Origin of the sequence: Streptomyces sp. NPDC090106, from assembly GCF_044747265.1 — a bacterium.
GTDB lineage: Bacteria > Actinomycetota > Actinomycetes > Streptomycetales > Streptomycetaceae > Streptomyces.
Genome location: NZ_JBIVDS010000022.1, coordinates 19,639 through 45,534, shown reverse-complemented (window position 1 = coordinate 45,534; position 25,896 = coordinate 19,639). Strand labels below are relative to the sequence as shown.

Sequence of the window (25,896 nt, the reverse complement as noted above, 5' to 3'; positions counted from 1 at the left end):
CGGCGGCCAGCATGAAGTGGTGCGAAGCAAAACATCGATCTCTCTGCTGTCCGTCGGCCACGCCTGCGTCGACATCTACCAAGGCGCCGTGGCCGCCCTGGTGCCGTTCTTCATCGCGGAACGCGACTACACCTACGCGGTCGCCTCGGGCATCGTGCTGGCCGCCTCGCTGCTGTCCTCGGTGGCGCAGCCGGTGTTCGGTGCGCTCACCGACCGCTGGGCCATGCCCTGGCTGCTGCCCGCCAGCACTCTGCTCGGCGGTGTCGGCATCGCGCTGAGCGGTCTGGGCGGCTCGTACGCGCTCACCTTGGTGTTCGTCGCGATCTCGGGCATCGGCGTGGCCGCCTACCACCCGGAATCCGCCCGCGTCGCCCGGATCGCCAGCCAGGGCAGTCACCGGGCCATGGGCTGGTTCTCCAGCGGCGGGAGCATCGGTTTCGCGCTGGCCCCGCTGATGGTCGCCGCCGTGGTGGCTCCCGGCGGACTGCGCTGGACACCGCTGCTGGTGCTTCCGGCCCTCGCCGGCACTGTTCTGTGCCTGCCGGTGGTGCGTGCCCTGCAGCAGAAGGAGGCCGAAGGGACTGCGGCCGCGGTGCCCGCCGGGAGCGACGACGTCGCCTCCTTCGTGAAGCTCTCCCTGGCCGTGGTCTTCCGCTCGATCGCCTTCATCGGGCTGAGCACCTTCATCGCGCTGTACGCCCGTGAGCGTCTGGACGGCGGTGAGGTGGTCGGTACCGTCGCCCTGTCCGTGCTCTACGGCGGCAGCGTGATCGGCTCGGTGCTGGGAGGAAGCCTGGCCAGCCGCTTCGACCGCGTGACGGTCACCCGCTGGGCGAACCTGATCACAGCCGTGGCCATCGCGGGCGTGGTGTGGGTACCCGGACCGGTCTTCTACCTGTTCACGGCCCTCACCTCCGCCTGCCTCTACGTGCCCTTCTCCCTCCAAGTCACCCTCGGCCAGGACTACCTCCCCTCCCGGGTCGGCACGGCCAGCGGGATCACCCTCGGCCTGACCGTCAGCATCGGCGGCCTGGCCAGCCCCGCCATCGGCACCCTCGCCGACGCCACGTCCCTCCAGACCGCCCTGGCGCCCCTGGCCCTGATGCCCCTGCTGAGCTGGCTCTTCTTCCGGAACCTCACCGAACCCACCGCACCGCGTTCCCGCGCGGAGCCGAAACCGCTCGACGTCACCGACCTCGTCGACACCCCGCAGCCCACCACCCACTGAACAACAAGAGTGCGTGCCCGCGCCCCTGGCGGATCATCCACCAGGGGCGCACAACATCCACGGCCAGCCCTCCCGCGGGGAGGACCGGGAAGGCGGCGGGCCCCGCCATCGTGGCTAGGGCGGCGCCTTGATTTGGGACCACCCGAAGCAGCGAGAGAGGCGTGACGGCTGCACGCGAGCGTCGGCATGATGGCCGCATGACAGACCGGACATCTTTGGAATCTGAGCTCGCTGCGTTCATGGGCGAGTACGAACGGGCCAACAACAGCCACAAAATCTCACGCGTCATGCCGTTCATCGCCGAGGACGCCGTGTACTGGTTCTCGGACGGTTCGCATCGGGGAATCGAGGAGATCCGATCTGCGATCGAGAAGACGTTCACGAAGATCCTCGACGAGGTGTATGAGATCCGGGACCTGGAGTGGCCTGTGGTCACCGCGGACGTCGCGGTGTGCCGATATCGGTTTACCTGGAGCGGTGTCGTCGATGGTGAACAACGCTCTGGCCAAGGGCGCGGCACCAACCTCATCGTGCAGCAGGAAGGCGGATGGAGAATGCTGCATGAGCATCTGAGTTCCTGATCCTTGGCAGGCGCTCAACTCAGCACGTTGGTCTTGTTCGCCTTGCTGCGGGCCAGCCGGTAAGACTCCGTTCCGGTCTCGATCAGGGTGACGTTGAAGGTGAGCCGGCCCACGATCGCCTCGCAAAGCCGCGGATCGGTGAACGTCTTTGACCAGCCGGTGATCGACGCCGACAAGGACGGCTGCTCCACCCGGGCCGAGGCCCTCAAGGCCGAAGCGCTGCTCGCGCCGGAGCAAGGCGCCCGGTGCGCGCTCACCGGGCGCCGGTGGTACTCCCCCTACGGCGACCGCTACTTCGACGCCGCGGGCGGCCTCGACATCGACCACCTGGTCCCCCTCGCCGAAGCCTGGGACTCCGGCGCCTCCACTTGGACCGCCCTTGAGCGGCAGGCGTACGCCAACGACCTGGACGACGCACGCGCCCTGATCGCCGTGTCCGCGGCCTCCAACCGGAGCAAGGCCGACCAGGACCCCGCCACCTGGATGCCTCCCTCGCCCGGCTACACGTGCACCTACGCCACCGACTGGATCACCATCAAGACCCGCTGGAACCTCACCATCGACCCAGCCGAACAGACCACCCTCACCAGCGTGCTCGCCGACTGCCCCAACACACCGGTCGACGTCACCCTCGCCCGCCGAAAGTGCGCTGTCCCACCGGCTTCGGCGGGGCGGCGCGCGGAATCCCGTCCTGCTGCGGAGGATGCCGACGCGCTGTGCCCGCAGCGGCACCCGCTTACGAGTCGAGCGGCTGGCGCAGGTCCAGGTAGCAGCGCAGCCGTACTCCGGGCTCACTCACGTCCCGCGTCGTGCGGTCGGCTGTTGCCGTCGCCCACCGATCGGCGAGCATCTGCTGGAAGGCAAGCGCGGTGGCGTCGTCGGCGGTCGCAACGTCGACGACGACCAGGCCCGGCTCACGCACGTGCACCTCGTTGATCGGATCCATGTACGGCATTACGCCGGGCGGCCGGGGAGAGTTCCGTCGCCGGCGTGTCTTCACCCGACGGAGTGGCGGGCGGTCAGGGGCTGTCGCCGCCCCAGTCCCAGCGTGCCGGGTCGCCGGAGCGCGGGTCATACAGCGCCCCGGCCCGGGGCCGAACTGCCCGAGCTCCGTGAGGAGGGAGACCCCGTCGTCGATCTCCTCCGGCCTCCAGCCGGTGATGCCGAGCAGCAGTCTGTCCAGCGGTCCGCCCACGAGTTCGGCGTAGCTGCGTCCCCTTGGGGTCCGGGTGGTCGTGGTGGGCTCCGTAGATCCGGCCGCGCAGCAACTGCTCATCGTCGCTGCCCATGCCTTTCAGTCTCGCGCCCGCCACCGACAACGAGGGCTTGCCCAGGTGATCCCGGGCAAGCCCTGTCACACAGCCTCAACGGCACGTGGAACACATCCAGTTACGCCACATCTCACCGGCTCCAACGTGGGAGGGTGGTCTTTGCCCCCGTCCCGGTGTCTGCTGGAGCCGTTGAGCAGGAAGTGGGGCACGGTAGGAGGCGTGAGTGAAGGGCCCTGACCTGTCCCGCGATGCTCGTCTGGCCGCCCACGGCGCCGTTTCCACATCTCTGGCGCTGCGCAGTGACCGCAGTCTGCGCGAGTTCGTGGACGCCGGCGCACAGCTGGGGTCGGGCATCGGCGGGAAAACGGTCCTGCTGGAGGTCGAGGGAACCCAGGTCTTCGTCAAGCAGGTACGACTGACCGGTCTGGAGCGACAGCCGGAGCATGTTCACTCCACCGCGAATCTGTTCGGACTCCCGGCCTTCTGTCACTACGGCATCGGTACCATCGGCAGCCCGGGGTTCGGGGCCTGGCGGGAGCTGGCCGCGCACACCATGACGACGAACTGGGTGGTCGCGGGAGACTACGAGGGCTTCCCCCTGATGTACCACTGGCGGGTGATCCCAGACTCTGGCCAGGCGCTGCCCGAGGAACTGGCCGATGTGGACCGAGCTGTCGCCTACTGGGGAGGCGGATCAGCGGTACGTCGGCGAATCGAAGCTCTCCAGCATTCCACGGCAAGCCTGGTGCTGTTCCTGGAGTACATCCCGCAGAACCTGCACGACTGGCTGGGCGTCCAGACCGGGGCCGGCGACGAGGCGGCCGAGCGGGCCTGCGCCATGGTCGACGACGAGCTGAAAGCCGGCATCGCGTTCATGAACGCTCGTGGGCTTCTGCACTTCGACGCCCACTTCGAGAACATCCTCACCGACGGCCAGCGGCTCTTCTTCACCGACTACGGCCTCGCGCTCTCCTCACGCTTCGACCTCACACGGGACGAGGCCGACTTCTTCGACCAGCACCGCACCTACGACCAGCACTACGCCGTCACCCACCTGGTGAACTGGCTGGCCGTCGCTCTCTACGGACACACACCGGAAGAACGCAAGACGTTTGTGAACGCGTGCGCCCAAGGGACGCCCCCAGAAAAGGTTCCCGCGTCGGTCACGGCGCTCCTTGTCCGCTACGCACCCGTCGCCGCGGTGATGGGCAACTTCTATCGCGAGTTCCAGCAGGAGAGCCGAGCAGCTCCCCATCCGCTGGCAACGATCTGCCGGACGGGACGAAGTGCGTGATCAGCAGCAGCCGGCCACAGGCGTGCGGTGAACCAGCCATCGGGTAGCTTCCGCAGCCCACCCCGGTCGACCAGTCGGACCAGCTATCCGCGTAGCGGTTCCAGCTTGGATCGGATGCTGATGTCCACGCCCAGCATCTCGCCGACCTGCCGAGCCATGACCGGTCCAGCGGCCTGTCGCACGGCGGCGAGAATGCGCTGGCAGTCCGGCGGAAGCACATTCTCCTTCACATCGGAGGCGCGGTGTGGGATCAGCATGACCGCCCGCCCACCCACCTGCGCGGGCACCGACGAGGCCAAAACACGCTCATCAGCGATCTGTCCGCTCACCCGCTCAAGAACCCGTTCGGCGACAGCACGTTCATCTCGCTCTGCCCGCACCTCCGTCAGCTCCTTGGCCAGCTGTTCTTCAAGTTCATCCAGTTCCGCGCGCCGCGCGGTGATCCGTACCAGCAGCTCGGGATCCATGCACCGGACCGCAAATGGCCACCTGACCCCAGCGAGTAGAAACCAGCGAACCTCCGGCTCTGTCAGACGATCTACTCCGCAGACAGCCGCCCACGACCAGCGCGAGTACTTCGAGAGCCGGTCACACCAGACCGCTGACGTGCTGCTTCAGATTGGTGGAGGCTCACTGCTTCCACCAACCCGGCACGACCGACGCCCAGACGTGGGTCGCCGGACAGCTCACCACGGTCCTGCACGGCCAGGCCGACCGCACCGCCGCCGAGATAAACGCCCAGGCCGACCAGCAGCAGCTTTCGAAGAACAAGCACGAGGGAGTCGACGCCTGCGTCCGCTATCTCACCGGCCACCTCGACCAGCTCCGCTACGACACCGCCCTCGAAGCCGGCTGGCCGATCGCCACCGGAGCGATCGAAGGCGCGTGCCGGCACCTGATCGGCGACCGCCTCGACGTCACCGGTGCCCACTGGGGCCTCGACGGCGCCGAAGCCGTCCTCAAACTTCGCGCACTCATCGACAACGGCGACCTCGACACCTACTGGGCCCACCACCGCGAACGCGAGCACCAGCGTCTCTACCCCACCCCCGACCAGCACCGCTACCAGCTCACCGCCGGATCAGGAACTTCCCTGGCGTTGTATACACATCAACGCAGTTGATGTCCGCAGTGCCTTCGGGTCTCCTGCTGCGATGTCTGATCTTCGTATCCAGCAGCCGGACGGCGACGCCAAGCTCAGAGACTGGCAGCATGCCCATAACGTGATCATTCCTGCCCATTCCCTGTCCCTGGACGAGGTACGGGAACGTGCCCAGCGCAACCACCTGGAAATCGCGTATCTCGATGACGATCTCGTGGGCTGCAGCACCGTGCGCCCGCCGACGGACGAAACACTCACAGCCACAGTCATCGCCCGCGTACTCGCCCCTCACCGCAGACAGGGATTCGGCGAGGAACTCTATGCACGCGGGCTCAATCGGGCCCGGGAACTGGGAGCCGAGGTGATCGAGACCGTCGTCCTGTCCTCCAACGAGGACGGACTGCGGTTTGCGCTGAGGCACGGCTTCGTCGAGACCGAGCGATACTTGCTGCCCGGAGACACCATCCCCTGGATCGACTTGCGGCTCTCCTGACAGGAACAGGCACGATGCGGGCCTCACGGCCTGATCCACACGTTCCCTGCAAAGGAGCCGGGCTCATCGCTTCGTCTTGGAGCACGGCAAAGTCTCCACACGGCACACCCGCTCCGGAGTGCTTCAAGACAGGGCTCCACTGTCGTCACGGCGGGCAGTCAGCTTCTTGGAGGAGCTTCGGTGCCGTTGCCACCGTCACCGGGTCCTGTCAGCGCCAGCGCTGTCGGCGACCTCGCGCAGAACCTATACATCGTCGAAGCTGGGCTGGCTCCATGGTTGGTCGGGGGGTGGACCTTGGGCACCGAGAAGCTGGGCGATCTTCTCGGCTTCATCGCTTGAGAGTTCGGAGAGCAGGCGCGTCGTTGTACCAAGGAGAGCGGGCGGCGGTACCTGGGTACGTGCGCCGCGGGCGCTGGCGATTCCGCCCGGCCAAGTTCAAGTGGTCCCCGCCGACGCGGGGGTGGTTCGACCATCGCCCGCAAGATCCGCAAGGTGATCGAGTGGTCCCCGCCGACGAGGGGGTGGTTCGCGGATCGACGGCATCCCCGCCCTGCTGTTCGGGTGGTCCCCGCCGACTCGGGGGTGGTTCGGTCCGCGGGTGGACGGCCCAGCAGCTCGCGCAGTGGTCCCCACCTACGCGGGGGTGGTTCGGCCAGTTCGGCAGAACTATGTGGCTTCGCTCATGAAGACGGACAGCGTTTGTCGATGACTTTGGGCAGCAATCGGTGATCACTGGGCCTCAACATGTCGACGAGTTTTGACGGCACTGGACGGGGCATCGACCGGCTGGAGATTTGCTCCCTGCGCGGTCAGAAGGGGTGCCAGCGTTGGAAGTGACCCTTCCAGCGCTGGGCATCAGCTGCTGAGGTTGAACACGCCCCAGGTGGTGAACGGTTCAGCTTGGACGTAGATCCTGCTTCCCCGGCCGACAACCCGCCGACGGCCAGGGCCAGAGCCATCGGACAGGGTGAGCAGCCCGGCGTCCGTTGGCTCGACTGATGTTTCGCTGATCTCTCCATAAGCGAGTCGGTCCCGCTCCTCGCCGTAGCCACCGTAGAAAGCGACCCGCTCACCGTGGACTGCCACCGCTTTGGCGCCCCGTACGCAATTCGCCCACACCCTCACGGGCCGATCGGTGCGGTCGGGACGTATCTCGACGAGCGGGAAGTCCGTGTATGGGCAGGCCCAGGCGGTGGTGCCCGACACGTTCAGGGCGTAGCAGTCGAAGAGACCGGGGATGTGGGCGTCGTCTGACGTCCAAGCGAGTCGGCCCGCGGCGCTCCAGCAACGGATTCCCACCGGGTTCTCGTCGAAGTGCCCGACCCACATACAGCCGGCCTCGTCCACGAGCAGGTGCTCGATGGCGTCCCCGACGGAGAAGGACGAGGTTTCGCGGCCGAGCGCGTCGAAGACCTGGACCTGGTTCGCGTCCTCGTATCGGCGGGCGCGAGTCGCGGCGACGACAAACCCGCCGTCAGGCAGGCGGTCTAGGTGCGGCCAGCGGGCCCGCACGGCGCTCAGCTCGGTGAGTTCGACGTTGCCGCCCGGATCGACGGAAACGACCAGCGCGCCAAAGGACCGGACATCGCCGCCAGGCTGCGGGGCGCGTTCGGCAAGCAGCCAGTGGGCAGTGCCGCAAACGTCGACGGTACTGGTTAGGACGTGGCGGTCGTGGTGCGCTCGGGGTAGGTGGGCGTAGGGAACGAGGACGGTCTTCTGCACGGTGGGCTCTCCTGAGTGGGCGGTCGGTCACGGCCATCGGGCGCTGCGGTGAGCGGCGGCTGGCGGTGCACGAGCAGTGGAGAGCGGAGCAGGGTGCCTAGACGGCATGGCCCTTTCTGGTCGCCATGGGGTGATCATGGTCGACATCCGACCTAGGAACAAGCCATTTCTCCAGAACCTGCGCGGCCCCTGCGCTGCAAGGAGACCCGGAGGCGCTGGCGAGCGGCTAACCGCCGTGGAGGCCCCACTCGTCGAGGCCTGCGTAGAGGTGAGCCTCAAGGCATTGAGGTGCGTCAAGGCCAACAGCTTCGCCGCGGTAGAGGGCGATCAGCGAGTCCTCGCCTCGCCACCACGTGTCGATCAGGCCCTGCACTTCAGGTACCGGCTCGTACCCGCCGAGGTCCAGGGAATCGACGGCCCTGCCCCTGATCTTGGTGACGGTTTTGGCCCAACGTCCGGCATGGGCGGCGAGCGCCAGGGACTCCACCCATCCATCTGTGTTGGCGTGCAAGGGGGTCCAGCGGTTGGCATCAATCCCGAACTCGCCTTCAGGTCCGATCATGAATCCGTAGGCCATGGACACCCGACCGCTCCCGGCCGGGAACGACCAGCCCTCTGCTTCCGAGCCTTCGGGATGGTCGGCGTCCAGGATGCGCGGGCCGCCCTCGTAGAACGGAGCCGGCGGCAGGGCAAGGCCGCCCCAGCGGTCCTGAAATTCCATGGCCCGGTCGATCTCCGCTGCGGGAATCCCGCGCCCGGCCCAGGCGTCGCGGTGGTGCCGGATGTCCTGCATCGGGACGCGGATGCCGTCCACTTCGACGAACCTCTGGGCTCTGCGGGTCAAGCCGGAAGGCGCGACCGGGATCGACGGCATCGATGTGCGGGCCATCAGCGCTCCTTGCTGCTGCCGGAGTGGAACACGGCCTCCGCGATCTCTCGCACCCGATCCATGGTGATCCCTGCGTGCTGTTCGACGGCGAGGGGATGGTCGGTGGGCTCCAGTTCGACGTAGGGGCGCTCGCCAACCGGGCGGGTGTGGACGTGGGTCTTGAGATTGAGTGTCGTGGGCGAATAGACCGGCAGATCAGTGGTCAGCCAGCCGAAGTACGGCTTCTCGGCCTCCCGGCCGAGCGTGTCCCACAGGTCCGCCGAGCGGGAGAAGTTCTCGCGGCTGAGCGAGACCCAGACACCCCAGGAGAAGAGCTCGTCGCTACCGACGATTGGTATCTCGATCATGCCCTTCACGAAGTAGTGCTGCGCATGGACCACACACTGGTCCGAGGAGAGCAGGCAGTCGTCGGCGTCGGCGAACACCGGATCCCACGCAGCCGGGGCCTCGGCCGAGTAGTTCATCGGCAGCTCAAAGTGGTGGGCACCGCAGCACGAGCAGGTGAACCCGAGATCACTGGTCATGGCACTGGAGCCTAGTGACGGGTTCCGACACCGCCTCGGGCAGGAGGCAGTCCTCACCCACCTCGCGGCGGACCGGCTTCGACCTGGTCACCTCGATGTTCGTCCTCAACGTGCTGCCCGACCCCTGGCAGCGGATCCAGGCCCTCAAGGACGCGGCGTCCTTCGCCCGCCCCGGCGGCCATGTCGTGGCCGTCACCCGCTCACCGGAGGAGATCACCAAAGCCGCCGCGGACGGCGGCTGGACGGCCCACCACGACGGCTTCTGGTCCAGCCACAGCAAGGGGAGCTTCCAGCGCGGCATCGGCCCGAACGAGATAACCGCCCTCGCCCGACGGGCCGGCCTCGCCCCCGCCACCGATGCCCCCGTGCTGCCGCTGCCCGGAATCTGCCATACCATCCTGACCAAACCCCAGACATAAACCGCGTGCCCACCAACGTCCCCAGTCGCGTACGCAGTTGTGCACCAAGTCGTGTACCAACCTGCGAAGACGGCCAGCAATCAGCGGTTGCCCATCCAGACGACCCTGTCCGCGAAGCCGCCCCGCTCACCCGCCTTGGCCTCACGGATCTTCTCCAGCTGATCCGCAGCGACCCCCAAGTCCGCGGCGAGCGCGCGCACCACCTCCAGCACGTCCGCCAGTTCCTCCGGCGCCGAGTCCTCATCCGCCTCAAGGAACTCGGCAACCTCCTCACCGAGCTTGTCCCGCAGCCGGCCACGGTATTCCTCCCGGCCCGCGGTGTAGGTGACCGGCTCGGCCCCGTCCTCCCGGATGATCTGCGGAATCCGGTCCCGCACCAACTTGCCGCGCCCGCTGTAAGACTCCACCCGAACTCTCCCGCACCTGTCTTCGCAAGGCGGTTGCCAAACGCCGCCTCTTCATGCCGCCGCAGCCTAGAGAAGACGCCTCATCACTCGCCATGAGAACCTCCAATCCCACCCGTTCGGAGGGGCACCGTGCCGCCGCAGCGCAAGCAGGCGGCGACTCCGCCGGCCAGCAGCCGGGCTGCGGCCGTCCACAGCTTGACGCACAACTCCTCCGGCAGATCCGGCTCGGGGCTCATGCCCTACCTCCATCGGGCTGCCCGCGTTCATGCTCGGCGATGAGACTCTCCAGATAGGCAAGGCGTCAATGCGCCCGGGGAGGTAGTCCCCGCCGACGTGGGGGTGGTTCGCACAACAAGGCTTCGGGGCGCACGGTGGAGGTGTGGTCCCTGCTGACGCGGGGATGGTTCGGCCCTCGCCGTCTTGCACTGGACGAACCGGGCGTGGCCCCCGCCGACGCGGGGGGGGCGTCTTCAGGTGGTGCCGGGGGTGGTGGCGGCGCTGCCGAAGCTTCCCCCGTTCATCCCGGCCATGTCCCAAGCCCTCGACCAAGCCCACGACCGAGCCATGCAGCGAAGACACGAAGACCTCTTCCTCACTGCCCCAACCGCCCACCGCGAGGACCTGGACCACATCGTCCGTGTACGACAGCAAGCCACCGCCCCGCCTTCGACGGCTCGACGGCGCCGTTCAGCACGGCACCGTGGGGACCCTCTCGGTGACCACAGCACACCGACGGGCGCAGCGGCAGCCGATCGCCACCAGGACTCTCGTACCGCACGCAGCACGAGCTCTCACCGCTGGCAGGTCGAGTAGCCGCCTACTCCGCTGCCGCCCCAGTCGAGCTCTCGGCCACCACGGCCGCTTCTAGGGCAGGTGATGGTTTCGTCGGTAGCGACGGTTCCACAGTCGGTGGCGTGCTGAGCGGTGACGTTCGCGGATGAGGTCGCCCGCGGGCGGCAGTTCGTCGAAGCCAGCCGAGACCTCCGCATACGCTTCGAGGAGGGAGAGCAGGTTGGGGTCTACGTCTTCGAAGCGACGCTCCCGCTCCACGAACGGGCGCAAGGCTTTCCACACGGTGGCGGCGCGCCGGCGCACCATGAGGGTCGCGGTCGACTCGTCGATGATGCCCATCGCGTAGAGGGATGCGAGGGTCTGGAAGAAGTAGGCCACGTTGTAGACGATTTCGCGGACTTCGTGCGGCAGCCCCCGCAGCCCGGCATCGGGATCGTGTTCCTGGACAAGGCGGGTGCACACGTACTGGTACTGGTCGTGAAGGCGCACACTGCGGAACTCCGAGAGCAGGTCCATCAGGGCCGGCAGATGATTGGCATGCCGTGCTGTGCGCACCTGCCGTGCACCGAACCAGAGCGACGCCACCAGAGCCGCTACGGACACGGTGATGGCGAGCAGATTGAAGACGGTCGACACACTCACCCCGGCCTCCGGATCATCCAGGCGGCCAGAGCCGCTGCGATGTGCCAGTCGAGCGTCTTCGATGGGGCTCGACACTCCGGTCCACCGGTGGGGCGGCGGTGTTCGTACCACGCACCCTTCCCTGCCATCCCCGGTCCAGAAACGTCCGGCGACCGCCCTTGGCCGACCTGATCCGGCCGTCGACGAGGACCGGCAGCAACGCGCGTCCCGGCGACCTACTTGATCTCTTCGCGGGTGGCATCCACGAACGTTGTGACCGCAACCCGACACAGGCGGGTCAGCTCCTCTGACTCTTCGGAAGTGGCGGCATCATAGATACGGCGGGCAGCATCGAAGGCTTCCTCGGCGAGACGGTGCACGCGTGGATCGCCGGTGAGCAACAGGACGCGGTACATCGCCTGCCGAGCTCTGCTCCTCTGATCGAATAGGTTCCAACTCCTCGAACAGTGAGCCCATCCACCAGCCCTCCTCCACCACCACGGTAGAGACCAGCAGCCAGGACTACAGCCCCGGCCGGTATTCGGGCAGTTCAGCCGCTCAAGGGCGACGGATCCTGGCTGTCGTCGAGCACAGCCGCAAGATCCTCAAGGATCCCGACGAACTCCTCGGCCGGGACCTCCGCCACGAAGACCTTGCCCGCATGGCCTGGATGCCTGACCAGGTGTTCCTCGCGCCAGAACTGAAGAGTGAGCACCAAGCGGTCCGCGTCACGGAAAAGATGAGCGGTCACGTTGTCGGTGGTGGGTCCCCAGCCCAAGACCCGGAACTGGCTGCGGAACCGGTACTCCTCTTCGGTCTCGTTGCCAGCGCCAGCACGGTGCATGAGACGCTGGTGTGTGGCTTCCGGGGACAGGCCGTCGAACGGCAACGCAGAGCAGGCTCCGGAGCGCAGCCACGCCACCGTGTCCACCACGTCGGAGCGGAACTGCCCGACGAACGCCATGTTGTCGTCGCAGGTCAGCCGTTGCCCCGCGGCCCACAGGTCCACCCGGCGCAGTGAGTGCTCCCATTCACCGACCTCAGCGGCGAACCGGTTCTTGTCTCCCAGAAGTACGGTCACGTCGGGACCCTGACAGGCTCCGCGATCATCCGCAAGCAAGCCGATGCCGTGCGTTTCCCTTCAAAAGGAACCGGGCTCATGTCCGATCAGGCTTCAATGGCAGGGTGACCACTCCGATGTCCTCAACTCGGCCTGACGCCCAAGAGACGATCGCCGGCAGTGTCGTCCTCAACGACGTCCTGGAACGCCTGCGGGCCCGTCGACCGGTGTTCCATTCCGAGGCCGATCTCCAGCACTCTTTCGCTCTCGCGGTCAGCGAGGCGGCACAACAGGAGATCAGGTGCCGCCTGGAGGTTCCAGTGCGCCGGAACGACACGTCGGAGTACCTGGACCTGCTGTGCCTGGGCCAGAGCGGACGCACGGCCATCGAATTCAAGTACGTCACCAGACAGTGGACAGGCACCGCAGGGGCACCCCCCGAGGAGTACGCCCTGCGCGGGCACAACGCCCCCGATGTGGCACGCAGAGACTTCCTTCGGGACATCGCCAGGCTGGAGCGCTTCTGCGACCGTGCCGACCAGAACGGGCTGGCACTGCTCATCACCAACGAAGCCTCGCTGTGGCGCCCCCGCCAGCGCACCATCCCCACCCGAGACGAAGAATTCCGCATCCACGAAGGCCGGGAACTGGCCGGCACCCTGCTGTGGGCCGGCGGGACCTACAAGGCCAACACCCGGGAACTGCGCGGCTCCTACACACTCACCTGGCGCCCGTACTCACACTTGGAAGGCCCTACAGGCGAGTTCCGATGCCTCGCAGTGTTCATCCCCGCCGGCCGGTCACAGCCCTCACCCCCGCAAGACGCATAGCAGACGGGCCGCCTCAGCCGGGCCCGGCCACCAGGCACCTGCCCAGCGGGAAGGGCAGGACTTTCCGGCCTCACGCGTCAGACCCCAACGCCTCGCACTGAGGCGGCCGGGAAGCCCTCCTGGTGCGTGGTCGGCCCGTTCACGGACCCGAGCATGAACGCGGCGCAGGGAGCTGACACTCTTGCCCTCAAGCTCGGATGTCGCCAGCCAGCTCTCACGCTGCAACCGCAGAGCTCACCTGGTTGTCTGACAGGATCTCCCCATGCCTGATGAGAAGCTCGACGCTCTTGCGCAGATGATGGCCGCGCACATGGCCCGACCGTTTCCACCCGGCCTCCGCGGCCTGGACGTCGAGGGCCGGGACATGGTGATGCTCGACTCGGACGCCTACGCCTACGCCGCCTGCGTCCACGACGGTATGCCCAGCGAACAGACCCACGGACAGCTGACGCGGCTGACATCGGCATTCGCGAAAGTCCTTCCCGCCATCCACGACGAATACGCGGCCACGTACTACACGCATCTGCACACCATGGTCATGCTGTCCGCCGAGATCGAAAGCCAGCGCACGTAACAGCCCCCGCCGAAAGAACAGCGAACCAGGTGGCCGCTGCGCTCAGAGCGTTGGGCGATCACGCCGTCGGAGCACCGCACAGCACGGACTTGAGCAGTCCCACAGGCGGCTGGGCGAAGCCCGTAGGGCAGAGAGGCCAGGGCTCAGGGAGTGCCGCCGGCTGCCTCTGGCTGGCGCATCAGGTGAAGGTCGTCGCCCCAGGCGTCCAGCACCTCGCCGTGTCCCGCCTCCTCGACAAGGGTGGCTTTATCAAGCAGTAGCGGTTCTGATCCACTTCCTGGGCTCTGTCGCTGATTTAGAGGTCCGTGACGATCAAGGCCGGGTGGGCATCACCTTGGCGTGGGGGATGTAGTTCGCCTCGCTGACCTCCTTTGTCAGGGGGCCGGAGGTCGAGGTAGAAGAGGTTGTTCTTGGGGACGCTGAGGTCCGTCTTGCCCTGCGGTCCACGGTGGGGTCGGCCGCCTGTCCGGGGTGCGGATGGAGAGCCTCCCGAGTGCACTGCTACTACCAGCGGTGTCTGGCGGACCGTCCCGTTGCGGGTCGGCAGGTACGACTGGACCTGCGGGCACGTCGTCTTGTGTGCGCCAATGGCAGCTGCGGGCGTCGGACCTTCGCCGAGCAGATCCCGGGCCTGACGCGTCGGCACGCACGCCGTACGAATGCCCTCACAGCCCAGCTCACCGACATCGCCCTGTTCCTGGGCGGACGCGCCGACGCCAGTCTGTGCGGACGCCTGGCCGTCACCACCGGCAAGGACACCCTGCTCCGCCTCCTTCGCGCACTGTCCGTCCCGCAGCCGGAGTCTGTCCCATGTCTGGGTGTCGACGAGTTCGCCGTTCGCCGAGGCCGTACCTACGCGACGATCCTCGTCAACATGCACACCCACCGCCCCGTCGACGTCCTCGCGGACCGAACCGCGCACACCTTCGCCGTCTGGCTGCACGAACACCCCGAGGTGAGGGTTGTCTGCCGAGACCGTGCCGGTTCCTTCCGTGACGGCGCCCACGCCGGTGCACCACAGGCCCGGCAAGTGGCCGATGCCTGGCACCTCCTGCACAACCTCGCCGAGGCCGTCGAACGCGTCGTCGGACGACACCGCGCCGACCTGCGAGAACCTCTCACCGTCCAGGCCGACCAGGACACCGTCCAGGGCGCCACCCTGGGCGAACTTGAGTGCACGGACGGCCTCGGCCGCTGGTGGCCCGTACCCGCGAACTCCGCCTCAGCCGCGGCACCGTCCTGCGCTTCGCCCGGGCCGCCGATGTCGAACAGCTCCTCGTCGCGGCAACCCACCGCCCCAGCGTGATCGACGACTACCGGCTCTACCTGCATCACCGCTGGATGGAAGGCTGCACCAACGCCGCCGCACTCACCCGGGAGATCCAGCAGCTCGGCTACCGCGGCGACATCAACACCGTCCGCCGCCACCTGCGGCCCTACCGCACCGGAACGATCCCGACCGATGCTCCGCTTCCCCACCTGACCGTCCGCCGGGTCACCGACTGGATCATGCGCCGACCCGAGCACCTCACCGACACTGAGTCCAAGTGCCTCGACGAACTGTGTGAACGCAGCCCCGCACTGGCCACAACCACCGAATACGCCCGGCGCCTGGCCGCGATGGTGCGCGAACGCCGCAGCGAGCACCTGGCCCTCGACGTCTGGCTCGCCAACGTCCGCCTCGACGGACAACGAGAACTCCGCACCCTGGCCGCCGGCATACGGCGCGACCGCGCAGCAGTACTCGCTGCCCTGACCACCACCTTCACGTCGGGAGCGGTCGAGGGCAACGTCACCAGGATCAAGCTGCTGAAGAGACAGACGTACGGCCGGGCCAACTTCGACCTCCTGCGACGGCGCATACTCCTGTCACCTTGATCAATTGGGTGCCGACCCCAAATCAGCGACAGAGCCAAGTTCCGTGGTTCCATCACTATGCGTGACCGTCGTCAGTCGCCTGTGTCCAGCGCTTCACGGATCAACTGCACCTCTTGGCGCCATGCGATGGCGTCGTTGCTGTCCACCCAGCCCTGCGTTAGCTCGGATCCGTCTTCGGTGACTCGATGGAGGGCCCTGCTACTGGCGCAGAGCACTTGTTCTTCAGCTGCTGTATTCCTGGGCGAGAAGGCCCGTTGGCCCCTTCTGCGTAGCCCTGAGCTGTTGGAATTCGCTGGTCGAAACCGGATCGGTACGGGATGCTGCACGCGTGATCGAGCGAGAAGCCGCCGTTCGGGCAGTCGAGGACCAGCTGGAGCGCGACTATCAGCAGTGGCGGGCTGTGAGCACGGACTCGGTGAAGATGGTTGTGGTCCGTGTCGAGGAGCACGAGCTGGTGTGGATCGTCTCCTGGCAGTCCGAGGACTTCGTATGCACCCGGAACCCGAAGTACGCGCTGATTGGCAATGGGCCGTATCTGGTCGACCGCGTCGACGGGGGACTGCACCAGATCGGGGTCGTCTCCTCGGTGACCGGGGAGTGGGAGGCCGACTACCGGGCTCGGATACGCGGCCTGCCGGTGCGCACTGCAGTGGACGATCTACACGATGCGCTCCGCGGAGTCGCCGCTACGCGCGGACGGATGCATGCTGTGCGGACATTGCGCCAGAGGCTGCCTGTGCTTTCGCCCTCGGAGGCCCTTGAGTACGTTAGCGCGCTGCTGGAGGGTGATGCACCCGCCCGCCTCGTGGCCGTCGCCACCAGGGAACTCGTGGAGCCTCTCAACCCGTTACTTGCAGTGAAGACCGTTTTGAGCGGGGCGGCGATCCGAGCCGGTCAGAGGCCCGAGGGATGACTGGAAAGCCAGTCGGCGTGCCGATTGCGCATCCGGTCCCGTTCTTCGGGTGTGGTGAGGAAGACGTCGGCGCCACCGTCGTAGGGGTGGTGGATGCGCTGCATGCGGGTGTCGGTGATGAGAATCCCGCCACCCTGTCGTCGGCGGTATCTCGGAGCAAGTCGTCGATGCATCCGCGCTGCCAGGGCCGGCGGGTGGCGAAGAGGTGGCAGTACGTGCGGAACTCAGGGTCGGGATCGTCCTCCACCAGCAGGCTCTGCCAATACCCCGTCCCGGGTTTCACTGCCGGAACCTCGGCCTCGGTCGTCCAGAGCGGAGTGATGACGTACACGTCCGCACCAGCGAACAACTCGTCGAGGACGGTGTTGTAACGCTCCAGGACGACGGCATACTCGCTCTCGTCCTCCGGGTAGCGCTTCGACTCCGGCAGGCTGTGAAAACGTACCCAGACATCCCGATACGGGTCGCGGAGCTTGTACCCGACCGGAGAGCAACGGGGCCAACGCTGCTGCCACAACTCCGTCAGATCTGTCTGCCAGTCTCCAGACACCCGCTGTACTCGTCCTCTCGCATGAACCTACCGAAGACCATGATGTCGGGGCTCACCCATGAGAGAAACCGAGTTCTTAGCCGCCGATTCGCCGGCTGCTGATGTAGCCGGTCCAGTCGCGCTTGGCCAGGGTCGCCCACCGGGTCGCATTGTTCACGCTGGTGCCTGTGACTTCAGCGAGGATTGACGCAGGAACGTTGGCGGCCAAGGCGAGGCGGGCGGTGTTGCGACCGGCGAGTCCTTTGAGGTCGCGCTTGCGGAGTTGAAGCTGGATCAACTGCAGGCACAGCGGACGAGCCGGGTTGTGGCCCGGGAAGAGCCACGGGGTGGTGCTGGCGGAGCGGTTGTTCTCCCAAGCGGCTTCGGCCTGCTCCAGGCGCTGCCGGACGAGGGTTGACATACGGGGCGGCAACTCCACGTAGTGGCCGTTCAGATGCAGGCGCATGGTGCTTCCGTCCACCGAGACATCCTCGGTGGTGAGCCGGAGGATCTTGCTGATCTGCAGGCCGAGGAGGAGGACGAGGCTGCCGACCACTCGCGCGGGAAGCGGGATGGTCTCGTCGTGCACGCGGCGTCGGAGCTGCTGCAGGCGCTCATCGTCCTCGATGAAGACGCTGGGCTGCTCTACCCGGCACTTGGGAACGTTCAGGTCGCGGGTCATTTTGTGGCGGTGTGCCCACTGCAGGAACTGGCGGATGTCCCCGCGGTGGCGCTTGCCCTGGGACAGCCAGCGGTCGAGGGCCGGCTGGTTGAGGTCGGCCAGGGCGATGCCTTGGCCGACCAGCCAGGCCAGCAGTTCCAGCGGACGCTGGATGAGGGAGCAGGTCCGGGCCAGGGACGAAGCGCCCAGCCCTTGGCCGCGGCGGCTTCGGTCGCGGTGGCGGTGGTGGCGGCGGCGGATGACATACCAGTGCGCGAAAGGGCTGACGATCTGCCGGTGCCCTGCTGGGGCCTGCGCGAGGGCATGGTCGGCCCAGCGAGGCAGACGTTCCACCTCTTCATGGCGGGTCGGCAGAAGACCGGCGGTCGACAGGAGATCGCGGGCGTATGCGGTGATCAGCTTGTCTGACAGGTTTCATCCAGGTCCCGGTGTGTGATCGTTGTCCGTCCTGTTGCCAGGGCGGCGAATAGGTCGGCGACACCGTCGAGGTCGAGCCAGTGGTGCACGGTCACGGGTCGGCCTGCAGCCAGAAGCGCCGCTCGCACGGGGGCAAGCTGCTCCGGGACGCAGGGTGCGTCGGGGGCCAGCAGGCTGGTTAAGCGCTGGTCGAGGGCGCAGCGGGCACAAAATCCGCGGCGGTAGAGCAGTCCGCTGTTGCCGCAACCTCGGCATTCGTAGGCCGGGCCGTCCCCGGAGCACGGGCCGCAGCAGGCAGCTCCGTCCAGGCTGCGGCCGATCAGTGGGCGCTTCTGGCTGCATTCGCTGCACGTGGCCGGCGCGCGGCGGACCCGGGTGTAGCAGGTGTTGCAGACCGGGCCGAGGGGCCATTCAGCCTGCACCTTGCGGGGCAGGTGGCAGATCGCGCACGACCGCGGTCGGCGTTCGTGGCAGCCCGGACACAGCGGCTTGCCGCGGACGATCGCCGCCACGCGGCGAGTACGGCCGCATTGAAAGCACGTGCGGTCGGACACGCGATAGCACTGGGCACACAGGTCGGGTTCGTCCCCGCAGGCACGCTGCATGATGGACCGCACCTCCCCGCACCGCCCACACTGCCGGGTCGAGCACGCTGCTCCTGCCATGGAGACAGGAACACATCCCCACAGACGATGTTCCGGCACCCGCAACGGAAACGGCTCCGCCCGCGGTCACGGACACTCCCCCCGCATAGCGGATGCGCCGCATGCCCGAATCCGACCCAACCACGGCCGGAGCAGAGACGGAGCACCACAGTGCGGGCGAGATTCAGGTTGCCCAGTGCGTGTTTGTGATCCCAGGGACCGTGGCTGCGGTGATCGATAGGTTGTGTGCATGGTTGCGAACGAGGGTGCGGCCGTCGCGGGCGCGGACGTTGATGACCGAGGCTGGTCCAACACGCGGGCCTGGGTGGAGGAACGTGTAGGCGGAGGCGCGCGCGTTGACGCTGTCGAGCGGTTGCGTGGTGGATGGACTTCGGAGATGCGGCGTCTGCGCATCAGCGGAACGGGAGAGCCGCAGTGGCTGGTGCTGAGATCGTTCGTGAAGCCATTCTTCGTTCAGCATGCGAAGGGGTTGCTCACTCGCGAAGCGGATATCTTGCGTCTGCTCAGCGAGACCGACGTACCGGTGGCAGCCTTCCGCGGTCTTGATGCGACGTCGGTGCACTGCGACCACCCGTCGTTGCTGATGTCGCTGCTGCCCGGCACTGTGCGGTTGGGTGAGCAGGGAGCGGAGCTTCGGGCCGAACTACTGGCCCGCCAACTCGTTCGCATTCACCAGATACACGTCCCTGTCGAGGCACGGCCGCGGGTGTACCAGGCCTGGACCTCCCCTGACCGGGTGCGGCTCCCCGAATCTACCGGGCGGCCGGACGTGTGGCAGCGCGCAGTGGACATCATCCGGTGCGATGCCCCTGACTACCGGCCTTGTTTCCTGCACCGTGATTTCCACCCCGGCAACGTGCTCTTCAGCGGGCAGGGCGCCCGTTTGGAGATCACCGGTGTCGTTGACTGGGTGGAGACGTCCTGGGGACCGGCCGATCTGGACGTGGCGCACTGTTCCACGGCTCTGGCCCTCCTGCACGGCGCGCAGGAGGGAATGCTGCTGGCTGATCGATATCTGGCTTCCGGCGGCACGCTGAGCGAGGACCCGGCCGCTCACCTGTACTGGCGCGTCCTGGATGCGCTCGCGTTCGCCCCGGATGCCGAAAAGGTCGCGGTTCCCTGGCGGGAACTGGGACGCAATGACCTGACATCAGCCCTGCTCACAAGCAGACTGGAGGACTACCTTGAAGAGCTCTTCCGCCGCTTCGGCTGATCGTCTCCACCCCAGGGCACCCGAGTAAGCGAGCGTTTAGTCCTGTGATTGGTGTTTGGTACCGGGCCAGGTCCCGCGCCAGTTGGGGGTGGCTTCGCCGGTGAGTCTGCGGGCCATGAGGTCAATCATGGCGAGGTGGATCATGGCTTCGGATCGGTGAGGGCGCGTCTCGTAGTCGCGGGCGAGGCGTCGGTGGTACATGAGCCAGCCGGTGCAGCGCTCGATGGGGGTCTGATGCAGGAGTTGTGGCGCCTCCAGCAGGACCGCCCCGCCTATCAACCCGAAGGGACGGACCAGTGACCGCCTCCCCCGCCGCCTACTGGGAACCGTTGTGGGCGGCCGGACGCCGCTACCGGCAGATCAACGACACCGAAGTGCGACTCCTTGCCGAACACCTTGACCCAGGCCACGGCCAGCCGGCCCTTGACATCGGATGCGGTGACGGATCCCTGGCCCGCCATCTGCACAATCGCCTCGGATACCGGACCACCGGCATCGACTGCGCGCCCAGCGCCATCGCGCTCGCCTCCGGCACCGGGCCGGGGACAACCGATCAACCTCGGTTCCAGGTCATGGACTTCGCCACCGACGACCTTGGCACGCTGCCCGATCCGGCGTACGCGGTCATCACCTGCCGGCTCGCATTCCGCTTCATCACCGACAAGAACGCCTTCTTGGACCGGCTCCGTCAACTCCTCGTCCCCGGCGGCATCTTCTGGGTCGTCACCGAGCTCGCCGACCGGCGGACCGACGACGATCCCCTCAAGCGCCTGGGCATCACCGCGTCCGACGTCGAACTACTGACCTCCCGCTGGTCCACCGCGACGGTCGTCGACCTCGACCGGTTGGCCTGTTTCGCCCTGCGCCCGTAGCCCCATTTCGATCGGAGAAGTCTTCAGCGAGCGAGCAGAACCTGACTGCCTGAACCGCGTACGGCAGGCACCACATCCACCGAGCTACCGCCGTAGTCGATGCCGACCGCATCAGCTGGGGATTCTGGCCGGCCGGCCCCGGTGCCGAGGTCCTGGGCGACCTCTCCGGCAAGAGAGTCCTCACCATCAGCTCCGGGATCGGCGAGTACGCCGCCTACCTGGTACGCGCGACGCCGTTGAGGCCTCCCCCACCCAGCACGAACGCGCCCTCTCCCGCTACGGCAGCCTGCCAGGACTCAACTTGATCCACTCCGACGCCGTCGAACACCTGAAGCAGGCCGAAGGTCTGCTCGACGACGTAGCGGAGCTTGCCCAGGCCCTGGATGTTCGGGGCGCCCTTGCGGGAGATGACCGGTAGAATCCGCCGCTTGCGCAGCTCACGCTTGTTGGGGTTGGAGTCGTGGCCCTTGTCGCCGAGGAAAGAGTCGGGGCGGCGGCGCGGACGGCCGGGCCGTCCGGCCACGGGCGGGATGCCGTCGACGAGGGCGAGGGTCTGGGTGACGTCGTTGACGTTGGCCGCGGTGGTGATGACCTTGAGCGGGGTGCCGCGTCCGTCGCAGATCAGATGGTGTTTGCTGCCTGTCTTCCGCCGGTCGACCGGCGACGGGCCGGTGTCGGCTCCCCTTTTTTCGCGCGGATGTGGGAGCCGTCCACACACGCGCGGGACCAGTCGAGTTCGCCGGCCGCGTTCAGTTCGGCCAGCAGGATGCGGTGCAGCTGGCCGAAGACCCCGGCCTGCTGCCACCGCTCCAGCCTGCGCCAGCAGGTCTGCCCCGAGCCGAACCCCAGCTCCAGCGGCAGGAGTTGCCAGGCTATGTCGTTGTGGAGCACGTACAGGATCCCTTGCAGACATAGCCGGTCGTCCACCGGCCGCGGGCCCGGCGCCTTCTGCGGCCAGGGCGGCAGCAACGGCTCGACCAACGCCCACAAGTCGTCGTCCACGATCCACGGCCGGGTGCTCACACATCACGAACGGCCGAATCATCACATCGGTCACGCCCGACCAGGACACCTCTACAAGATCGTGTTACGAGCTCTATGCCCTCGACGGGGAAACAGAGGGCGAGCCCGATGCTGAACGAGTCGAACACTCCCACATGGAGGGCAGGTAGCCCGTCGTCTACATCTCGCACGTCCCCGACAGCACCTATCGACGCAACACCCTCTCCCTAACCCGTTCAGCGTTTCCGGGACTCGCCGACTACCGCCCCGGCAGCAGGTGCTACGGGCTGAGGGGTGTCACGGACCGCTATCGGTGGGCAGGCAGTTGCCGGAGGTGAAAAGCTGGGGCCATGCGCTGTTTCCCTGGTAGGCGGCGATGGCCCAGTGGGTGTAGTCCCACGGCTTGTTAGTGTTGTACTCGGCCAGCAGTTGGGGGCAGGCGGTCTTGGTAACGACGTCCTGGAAGTGGGTTTGCTGGGCGCGGCCGGCCAGGGCGCCTGAACCATCCAAGGCCCAGACGTACATGATCCTCTGGACGGGGTCGAAGCCGAGGGTGATGGCGTCGTCGCGGTCGAAGGGCTCCAGGCCGTATCCCTCGGAGACGCGTGTGTTCCAGGCGGCTGTGATTGCTTTGACCAGGCTGCCGGCGATGCGCACCTCGTCTTTGTTGGTGCTGGGTATCTGGGCGGTGACGATGCCTTCGTCTGTGCCCTGGCGCTGTCCGGCTTCCTCGGTGTAGCAGCCGTCGGTGGCCTTCCCGAAGCCAAGGATGGTGGCCTCGTCCTGGCCGTCGTAGTCCTTCCAGTAGACGGAGAACCGGCCGTACGGCCAGCCGGTGGGTGCGTCTTTGAGCTGGTGGGCCAGGGTGATGCAGGCGGCCATCTCGCCGGCCCGGCGGAAGACTTCCTTGTAGTCATCGGTCAGGGTGGAGATGGGACCGCCGGTCACCATCACGGTCTGCGCTTCATGGTTGAACGTCACCGTGGGTGTCATGAAGGACATGTCCTTGGTGGCGAGCATGGCCGTCATCCGATCGCGTATGGCCGCCGCGGCGTTGACTTCCGCCGTGCCGCCGGCGCCCTGGCTGGCGCTCCACTCTCCGGGGACGGGCTGGGTTTCGTCGTCGGAGCGGGTGAAGGCGGGATAGGCCACGCCGGCCAGCGGGTCGGCAGGGACGGGAACCGCGCGTGGGTCGGGAGCAGCCTGGCCAGTTACACCGGCATCGGGCACGGTCGCAGGCGATGCGCCAACTGCGGTGTTGGGGTCACGATTTCCCGCGGCGGCCGCCGAAGAGTCCTCGCCGGAACCGGCGGTCACTGGACTCTGATCGTGGCGGAAGGCCATGGCTGCGCCCACGCTTGCACCGACGACGGCTGCCGTGACCAGCACTGCTACAAGGGCTCGGCGCCGGGACTTCCCAGGGGCGCCAGCAGGCTGGGGCCAGGGGAGGTCTTCCGGAGTGGGCACGGACCACTGTGCCGTAACCAGCTCCCCGCTCAGCGTCGGATTGTTGCCCGCCTCGGTGGAGGCGGGGTTGTTGAGTATCTGGGTGGGCTGGGCGGCCAGCAGCCGTGCACAGGCCTCGGCCGCCTCGGTAGCGTCCGGCCGTTCGGCGGGTTCCTTTGCAAGGGCCCGGTCCACGATCTCCTTGAGCGCCTCGGGCATCCCGTTCAGATCCGGTTGGCCTAAGGTGACACGGTAGGCCACCGCTTCGGGAGCGCCGCTGCCGAACGGAAGGCGGCCGGTTGCCGCGTAGGCCACGAGCGCGCCCCAGGCGAACAGATCGCCCTCTGCTGCGGTGACGCCGCTTTGGTAGTGCTCGGGGCTGATCCAGCCCGGGGTGCCGGTCAGTATGCCGGTCCGGGTGACGCTCGTGCCGTCGGCGGCGTGCGCGATGCCGAAGTCCAGCATGCGGGGTCCGGCCGGGGTCAGCAGTACGTTCTGCGGTTTGACGTCCCGGTGCACGACACCTGCGGCATGGATCGCGGCGAGGGCCTGCGCGGTCCCGGTGGCGAAGGCGTACAGGGTGCCACCGGTCAGCGGGCCGTGGGTGGTCAAATGCTGGGCCAGAGTGAGGCCCGGGACGTAGGCGGTGGCCAGCCAGGGAGCGTCGGTATCGGGATCCGCCGCGAGAAGCGGCAGCAGAAACGGGCCTTGGACGCGGGCGGAGAGTCGCACTTCACGGCGGAAGCGGGCCCGGAATTCCGGGTCGCCAGCCTGAACGGGATGGATCACCTTCACCGCCACGCGTTCCCCGCTGTCGGCGAGCGCCGCATACACGGCTCCCATGCCGCCTGCACCGAGCCGACCCACTACGCGGTAGGGGCCGATAAGAGAAGGGTCACCGGGGCGAGCGGGCTGGATCCGCCCGCCGGAACCAGCAGCACTCACAGGTTGTCCGATCGATCAGCGTGGCGAGGTGCGTGAGGCTGGATGCTATCTCCCGGCACGCATCCGCATGATGAACAGGCTCGGACCAGCGGGAGCCCCAGCACGGTCGCGGCAGCATAAAGCGTCAGGGGCCCGCTTGCCCCGCGCCAGGGGCGAACCAGCCGACGATCGCCCGGGAGAACATGACCACGACGAAAGCGACGTAGCCGACGCCAGTTAGAACTCCTAACGAAATGATCTTCGAGGTGGTTGGATCATTGCGGGACTGATGATCCGGGGGTGCAGGGTGGCTCGGCCGAAGCCGTGGGATGTCGATGACGAGTTGTGGGCGGTCATCGAGCCGCTGCTGCCCAAAGTCGAGCGTCGGACCCGGCATCCAGGACGCAAGCGGCATCCCGATCGGCTGGTGTTCCAGGGCATCCTCTTCGTGCTGCACACCGGGATCTCCTGGGAACACCTGCCGCAGGAACTCGGCTTCGGCTCGGGCATGACATGCTGGCGCCGCCTGGCCGAGTGGACCGAGACCGGCGTGTGGCCCCAGCTGCACGAGGTGCTCCTCGCCGAGCTCCGCAGTGCGAACGCCCTGGACTTCTCCCGGGCAGCCGTCGACGGCTCCCACATCCGGGCGTTAAAGGGGGAGCCAAGACCGGACGAAGCCCCGTCGACCGGGGCAGGACGGGCAGCAAGCACCACCTGATCACCGACGCCACCGGCATCCCGCTCGCCGCCACCTTGACCGGCGGCAACCGCAACGACGTCACCCAGCTGATCCCGCTCCTCCAGGCCGTGCCACCCGTGCGGGGCAAGGTGGGCCGGCCCCGGCGCCGCCCCGACGTGGTACTGGGCGACCGCGGCTACGACCACGACAAGTACCGTCGCCTGGTCCGGGAACTCGGCGTGAAACCGCTGATCGCCCGCCGCGGCACCGAACACGGCTCCGGTCTGGGCACCCAACGCTGGGTGGTGGAGCGCGCGTTCGCCCACCTGCACTGGTTCCGCCGCCTGCGGATCCGCTGGGAGATACGCGACGACATCCACGAAGCCTTCCTCACCCTCGGATGCGCACTCATCTGCTGGCGACGCCTGAAGTCATTGCGATAGGAGTTCTTACTGCTCAGCCGCACCGGAAGCTTCCTCAACGGGCAGGGGGCGCCTGGCCGGGCCACCCTCGGCGACGAGGCAGGGCAGCTTCGACGACCAGGCTGACCGGTGGCGGGAGGAAGCCCTCAGGGCCGCGCTGCTGACCCGGACCATTGCCAAGCGGTTGCGCGGCCGGCTCTTGGTGCAGGCGGACGAGAAGGCGCTGGCCGCGCTGGCGGCCGATGGCCCCGTGACCGCCGCGGACGTGCCCGCCATCCTGCGGCACCGCCGGGTCTGGGCCGGGCTGATCTCCGCGCTGGCGCGGCACCCCGGCCAGGTCGAGGCGGCCATCGCGCTTCTGCCGCGCCTGCCCGACCACGAGGTGGAGCGGGTCGTCCGGGACTGGGAGCCCGACCGCTACACCCGCACCAAGGACACAGCGCTGGT

General features: G+C 67.4%; 27 protein-coding genes and 5 pseudogenes. 15 read left to right on the top strand and 17 right to left on the bottom strand.

Annotated elements, in window-relative coordinates; genetic code table 11:
* Window positions 1-19 precede the first annotated feature (19 nt).
* Window positions 20-1,228, top strand: a complete 1,209-nt coding sequence (locus ACIPSE_RS43700; RefSeq protein ID WP_401674951.1) for an MFS transporter — start codon at window positions 20-22, stop codon at window positions 1,226-1,228.
* A 197-nt stretch (window positions 1,229-1,425) separates the two neighbouring features.
* Complete coding sequence (locus tag ACIPSE_RS43695; protein ID WP_401674948.1) at window positions 1,426-1,809, top strand: YybH family protein; 384 nt, start codon at window positions 1,426-1,428, stop codon at window positions 1,807-1,809.
* Between the two features lie 14 nt (window positions 1,810-1,823).
* Here ACIPSE_RS43695 and ACIPSE_RS43690 read toward each other — a convergent pair.
* Window positions 1,824-1,976, bottom strand: a pseudogene (locus ACIPSE_RS43690) (ATP-binding protein); the annotation flags it as partial.
* On the opposite strand from ACIPSE_RS43690, the pseudogene ACIPSE_RS43685 reads away from it, so the two are divergent.
* Window positions 1,972-2,448 (top strand): annotated as a pseudogene (locus tag ACIPSE_RS43685) (HNH endonuclease family protein); the annotation flags it as partial. The pseudogenes ACIPSE_RS43690 and ACIPSE_RS43685 sit on opposite strands and share 5 nt — an antisense overlap.
* A 97-nt stretch (window positions 2,449-2,545) precedes the next feature.
* Here ACIPSE_RS43685 and ACIPSE_RS43680 read toward each other — a convergent pair.
* Both ACIPSE_RS43680 and ACIPSE_RS43675 read right to left on the bottom strand, forming a co-directional pair.
* Window positions 2,546-2,755 (bottom strand): DUF6207 family protein, encoded by a 210-nt coding sequence (locus ACIPSE_RS43680; protein ID WP_401674946.1) that lies wholly within the window; start codon window positions 2,753-2,755, stop codon window positions 2,546-2,548.
* A gap of 73 nt (window positions 2,756-2,828) precedes the next feature.
* Window positions 2,829-3,098 (bottom strand): annotated as a pseudogene (locus ACIPSE_RS43675) (hypothetical protein).
* Between the two features lie 205 nt (window positions 3,099-3,303).
* Here ACIPSE_RS43675 and ACIPSE_RS43670 point away from each other — a divergent pair.
* Complete coding sequence (locus ACIPSE_RS43670; RefSeq protein WP_401674944.1) at window positions 3,304-4,374, top strand: protein kinase family protein; 1,071 nt, start codon at window positions 3,304-3,306, stop codon at window positions 4,372-4,374.
* 83 nt (window positions 4,375-4,457) lie between these two features.
* Here ACIPSE_RS43670 and ACIPSE_RS43665 read toward each other — a convergent pair whose 3' ends face one another.
* Complete coding sequence (locus tag ACIPSE_RS43665) at window positions 4,458-4,841, bottom strand: hypothetical protein (protein WP_401674942.1); 384 nt, start codon at window positions 4,839-4,841, stop codon at window positions 4,458-4,460.
* 161 nt (window positions 4,842-5,002) lie between these two features.
* Between ACIPSE_RS43665 and ACIPSE_RS43660 the strand changes: the two are divergent.
* Window positions 5,003-5,497, top strand: a pseudogene (locus ACIPSE_RS43660) (ISKra4 family transposase); the annotation flags it as partial.
* Between the two features lie 31 nt (window positions 5,498-5,528).
* Complete coding sequence (locus ACIPSE_RS43655; RefSeq protein ID WP_401674939.1) at window positions 5,529-5,969, top strand: GNAT family N-acetyltransferase; 441 nt, start codon at window positions 5,529-5,531, stop codon at window positions 5,967-5,969.
* Between the two features lie 855 nt (window positions 5,970-6,824).
* Here ACIPSE_RS43655 and ACIPSE_RS43650 read toward each other — a convergent pair.
* The 3 genes from ACIPSE_RS43650 to ACIPSE_RS43640 all read right to left on the bottom strand — a co-directional run bounded on the left by ACIPSE_RS43650 (window position 6,825) and on the right by ACIPSE_RS43640 (window position 9,044).
* Window positions 6,825-7,691 (bottom strand): hypothetical protein, encoded by an 867-nt coding sequence (locus tag ACIPSE_RS43650; RefSeq protein ID WP_401674936.1) that lies wholly within the window; start codon window positions 7,689-7,691, stop codon window positions 6,825-6,827.
* A 226-nt stretch (window positions 7,692-7,917) separates the two neighbouring features.
* Window positions 7,918-8,580, bottom strand: coding sequence for a hypothetical protein (locus tag ACIPSE_RS43645; protein ID WP_401674933.1), 663 nt, complete (start codon window positions 8,578-8,580; stop codon window positions 7,918-7,920).
* The gene (locus tag ACIPSE_RS43640; RefSeq protein ID WP_401675060.1) at window positions 8,580-9,044 is read right to left on the bottom strand and encodes a DUF2199 domain-containing protein; all 465 of its coding nucleotides are present in this window, start codon (window positions 9,042-9,044) and stop codon (window positions 8,580-8,582) included. Before ACIPSE_RS43640 ends, ACIPSE_RS43645 begins: the two co-directional genes overlap by 1 nt.
* Window positions 9,045-9,118: 74 nt before the next feature.
* Between ACIPSE_RS43640 and ACIPSE_RS43635 the strand changes: the two genes are divergently transcribed.
* Window positions 9,119-9,523 (top strand): hypothetical protein, encoded by a 405-nt coding sequence (locus ACIPSE_RS43635; RefSeq protein WP_401674930.1) that lies wholly within the window; start codon window positions 9,119-9,121, stop codon window positions 9,521-9,523.
* Window positions 9,524-9,603: 80 nt separating this feature from the next.
* On the opposite strand, the gene ACIPSE_RS43630 is transcribed toward ACIPSE_RS43635, so the two are convergent.
* The 4 genes from ACIPSE_RS43630 to ACIPSE_RS43615 all read right to left on the bottom strand — a co-directional run bounded on the left by ACIPSE_RS43630 (window position 9,604) and on the right by ACIPSE_RS43615 (window position 12,424).
* Window positions 9,604-9,930, bottom strand: a complete 327-nt coding sequence (locus ACIPSE_RS43630; RefSeq protein ID WP_401674928.1) for a nucleoside triphosphate pyrophosphohydrolase — start codon at window positions 9,928-9,930, stop codon at window positions 9,604-9,606.
* An 864-nt stretch (window positions 9,931-10,794) separates the two neighbouring features.
* Window positions 10,795-11,439: a hypothetical protein gene (locus tag ACIPSE_RS43625; RefSeq protein WP_401674926.1), complete on the bottom strand. Its 645-nt coding sequence runs from the start codon at window positions 11,437-11,439 to the stop codon at window positions 10,795-10,797.
* A gap of 140 nt (window positions 11,440-11,579) precedes the next feature.
* The gene (locus ACIPSE_RS43620) at window positions 11,580-11,759 is read right to left on the bottom strand and encodes a hypothetical protein (RefSeq protein WP_401674924.1); all 180 of its coding nucleotides are present in this window, start codon (window positions 11,757-11,759) and stop codon (window positions 11,580-11,582) included.
* A gap of 134 nt (window positions 11,760-11,893) precedes the next feature.
* Window positions 11,894-12,424 (bottom strand): hypothetical protein, encoded by a 531-nt coding sequence (locus ACIPSE_RS43615; RefSeq protein WP_401674921.1) that lies wholly within the window; start codon window positions 12,422-12,424, stop codon window positions 11,894-11,896.
* 104 nt (window positions 12,425-12,528) lie between these two features.
* Here ACIPSE_RS43615 and ACIPSE_RS43610 point away from each other — a divergent pair, with 104 nt between their 5' ends.
* The 5 genes from ACIPSE_RS43610 to ACIPSE_RS43590 all read left to right on the top strand — a co-directional run bounded on the left by ACIPSE_RS43610 (window position 12,529) and on the right by ACIPSE_RS43590 (window position 16,598).
* Window positions 12,529-13,233: a hypothetical protein gene (locus ACIPSE_RS43610; protein ID WP_401674919.1), complete on the top strand. Its 705-nt coding sequence runs from the start codon at window positions 12,529-12,531 to the stop codon at window positions 13,231-13,233.
* A 262-nt stretch (window positions 13,234-13,495) separates the two neighbouring features.
* A complete protein-coding gene (locus ACIPSE_RS43605; protein ID WP_401674917.1) occupies window positions 13,496-13,807 on the top strand; it encodes a hypothetical protein in 312 nt (103 codons plus the stop codon).
* 448 nt (window positions 13,808-14,255) lie between these two features.
* Complete coding sequence (locus ACIPSE_RS43600; protein WP_401674914.1) at window positions 14,256-15,113, top strand: ISL3 family transposase; 858 nt, start codon at window positions 14,256-14,258, stop codon at window positions 15,111-15,113.
* Window positions 15,005-15,685 (top strand): transposase, encoded by a 681-nt coding sequence (locus ACIPSE_RS43595; RefSeq protein ID WP_401674912.1) that lies wholly within the window; start codon window positions 15,005-15,007, stop codon window positions 15,683-15,685. The genes ACIPSE_RS43600 and ACIPSE_RS43595 overlap by 109 nt, the downstream gene beginning before the upstream one ends.
* 328 nt (window positions 15,686-16,013) lie before the next feature.
* Window positions 16,014-16,598 (top strand): YrhB domain-containing protein, encoded by a 585-nt coding sequence (locus tag ACIPSE_RS43590; RefSeq protein ID WP_401674909.1) that lies wholly within the window; start codon window positions 16,014-16,016, stop codon window positions 16,596-16,598.
* On the opposite strand, the gene ACIPSE_RS43585 is transcribed toward ACIPSE_RS43590, so the two are convergent.
* Both ACIPSE_RS43585 and ACIPSE_RS43580 read right to left on the bottom strand, forming a co-directional pair.
* Window positions 16,580-16,702 carry a hypothetical protein gene (locus tag ACIPSE_RS43585; RefSeq protein ID WP_401674907.1) on the bottom strand — a complete coding sequence of 41 codons (123 nt, stop codon included), beginning with the start codon at window positions 16,700-16,702 and terminating at the stop codon, window positions 16,580-16,582. The two genes, ACIPSE_RS43590 and ACIPSE_RS43585, sit on opposite strands and share 19 nt — an antisense overlap.
* Before the next feature lie 522 nt (window positions 16,703-17,224).
* Window positions 17,225-18,142: a hypothetical protein gene (locus ACIPSE_RS43580; RefSeq protein WP_401674905.1), complete on the bottom strand. Its 918-nt coding sequence runs from the start codon at window positions 18,140-18,142 to the stop codon at window positions 17,225-17,227.
* 978 nt (window positions 18,143-19,120) lie between these two features.
* Between ACIPSE_RS43580 and ACIPSE_RS43575 the strand changes: the two genes are divergently transcribed.
* On the top strand, window positions 19,121-20,104 hold the full coding sequence (locus ACIPSE_RS43575) for a phosphotransferase family protein (RefSeq protein WP_401674902.1): 984 nt from the start codon (window positions 19,121-19,123) through the stop codon (window positions 20,102-20,104).
* Window positions 20,105-20,140: 36 nt separating this feature from the next.
* Here ACIPSE_RS43575 and ACIPSE_RS43570 read toward each other — a convergent pair.
* Window positions 20,141-20,329: pseudogene (locus tag ACIPSE_RS43570) on the bottom strand (IS5/IS1182 family transposase); the annotation flags it as partial.
* A 71-nt stretch (window positions 20,330-20,400) separates the two neighbouring features.
* Here ACIPSE_RS43570 and ACIPSE_RS43565 point away from each other — a divergent pair.
* Window positions 20,401-20,976 carry a class I SAM-dependent methyltransferase gene (locus ACIPSE_RS43565; RefSeq protein WP_401674900.1) on the top strand — a complete coding sequence of 192 codons (576 nt, stop codon included), beginning with the start codon at window positions 20,401-20,403 and terminating at the stop codon, window positions 20,974-20,976.
* A 214-nt stretch (window positions 20,977-21,190) separates the two neighbouring features.
* On the opposite strand, the gene ACIPSE_RS43560 is transcribed toward ACIPSE_RS43565, so the two are convergent.
* The 3 genes from ACIPSE_RS43560 to ACIPSE_RS43550 all read right to left on the bottom strand — a co-directional run bounded on the left by ACIPSE_RS43560 (window position 21,191) and on the right by ACIPSE_RS43550 (window position 24,267).
* A complete protein-coding gene (locus ACIPSE_RS43560) occupies window positions 21,191-21,694 on the bottom strand; it encodes a transposase (RefSeq protein WP_401674897.1) in 504 nt (167 codons plus the stop codon).
* Window positions 21,598-21,999 (bottom strand): transposase, encoded by a 402-nt coding sequence (locus ACIPSE_RS43555; protein ID WP_401674895.1) that lies wholly within the window; start codon window positions 21,997-21,999, stop codon window positions 21,598-21,600. The genes ACIPSE_RS43560 and ACIPSE_RS43555 overlap by 97 nt, the downstream gene beginning before the upstream one ends.
* 276 nt (window positions 22,000-22,275) lie before the next feature.
* Window positions 22,276-24,267: a serine/threonine protein kinase gene (locus ACIPSE_RS43550; RefSeq protein WP_401674892.1), complete on the bottom strand. Its 1,992-nt coding sequence runs from the start codon at window positions 24,265-24,267 to the stop codon at window positions 22,276-22,278.
* A 370-nt stretch (window positions 24,268-24,637) separates the two neighbouring features.
* Here ACIPSE_RS43550 and ACIPSE_RS43545 point away from each other — a divergent pair.
* Window positions 24,638-25,470 (top strand): IS5 family transposase gene (locus tag ACIPSE_RS43545; RefSeq protein WP_401674890.1). Its coding sequence is split into 2 segments (ribosomal slippage): window positions 24,638-24,982 and window positions 24,985-25,470, totalling 831 coding nucleotides; the frame shifts between segments, so codons are not numbered across the junction.
* Window positions 25,471-25,896 lie beyond the last annotated feature (426 nt).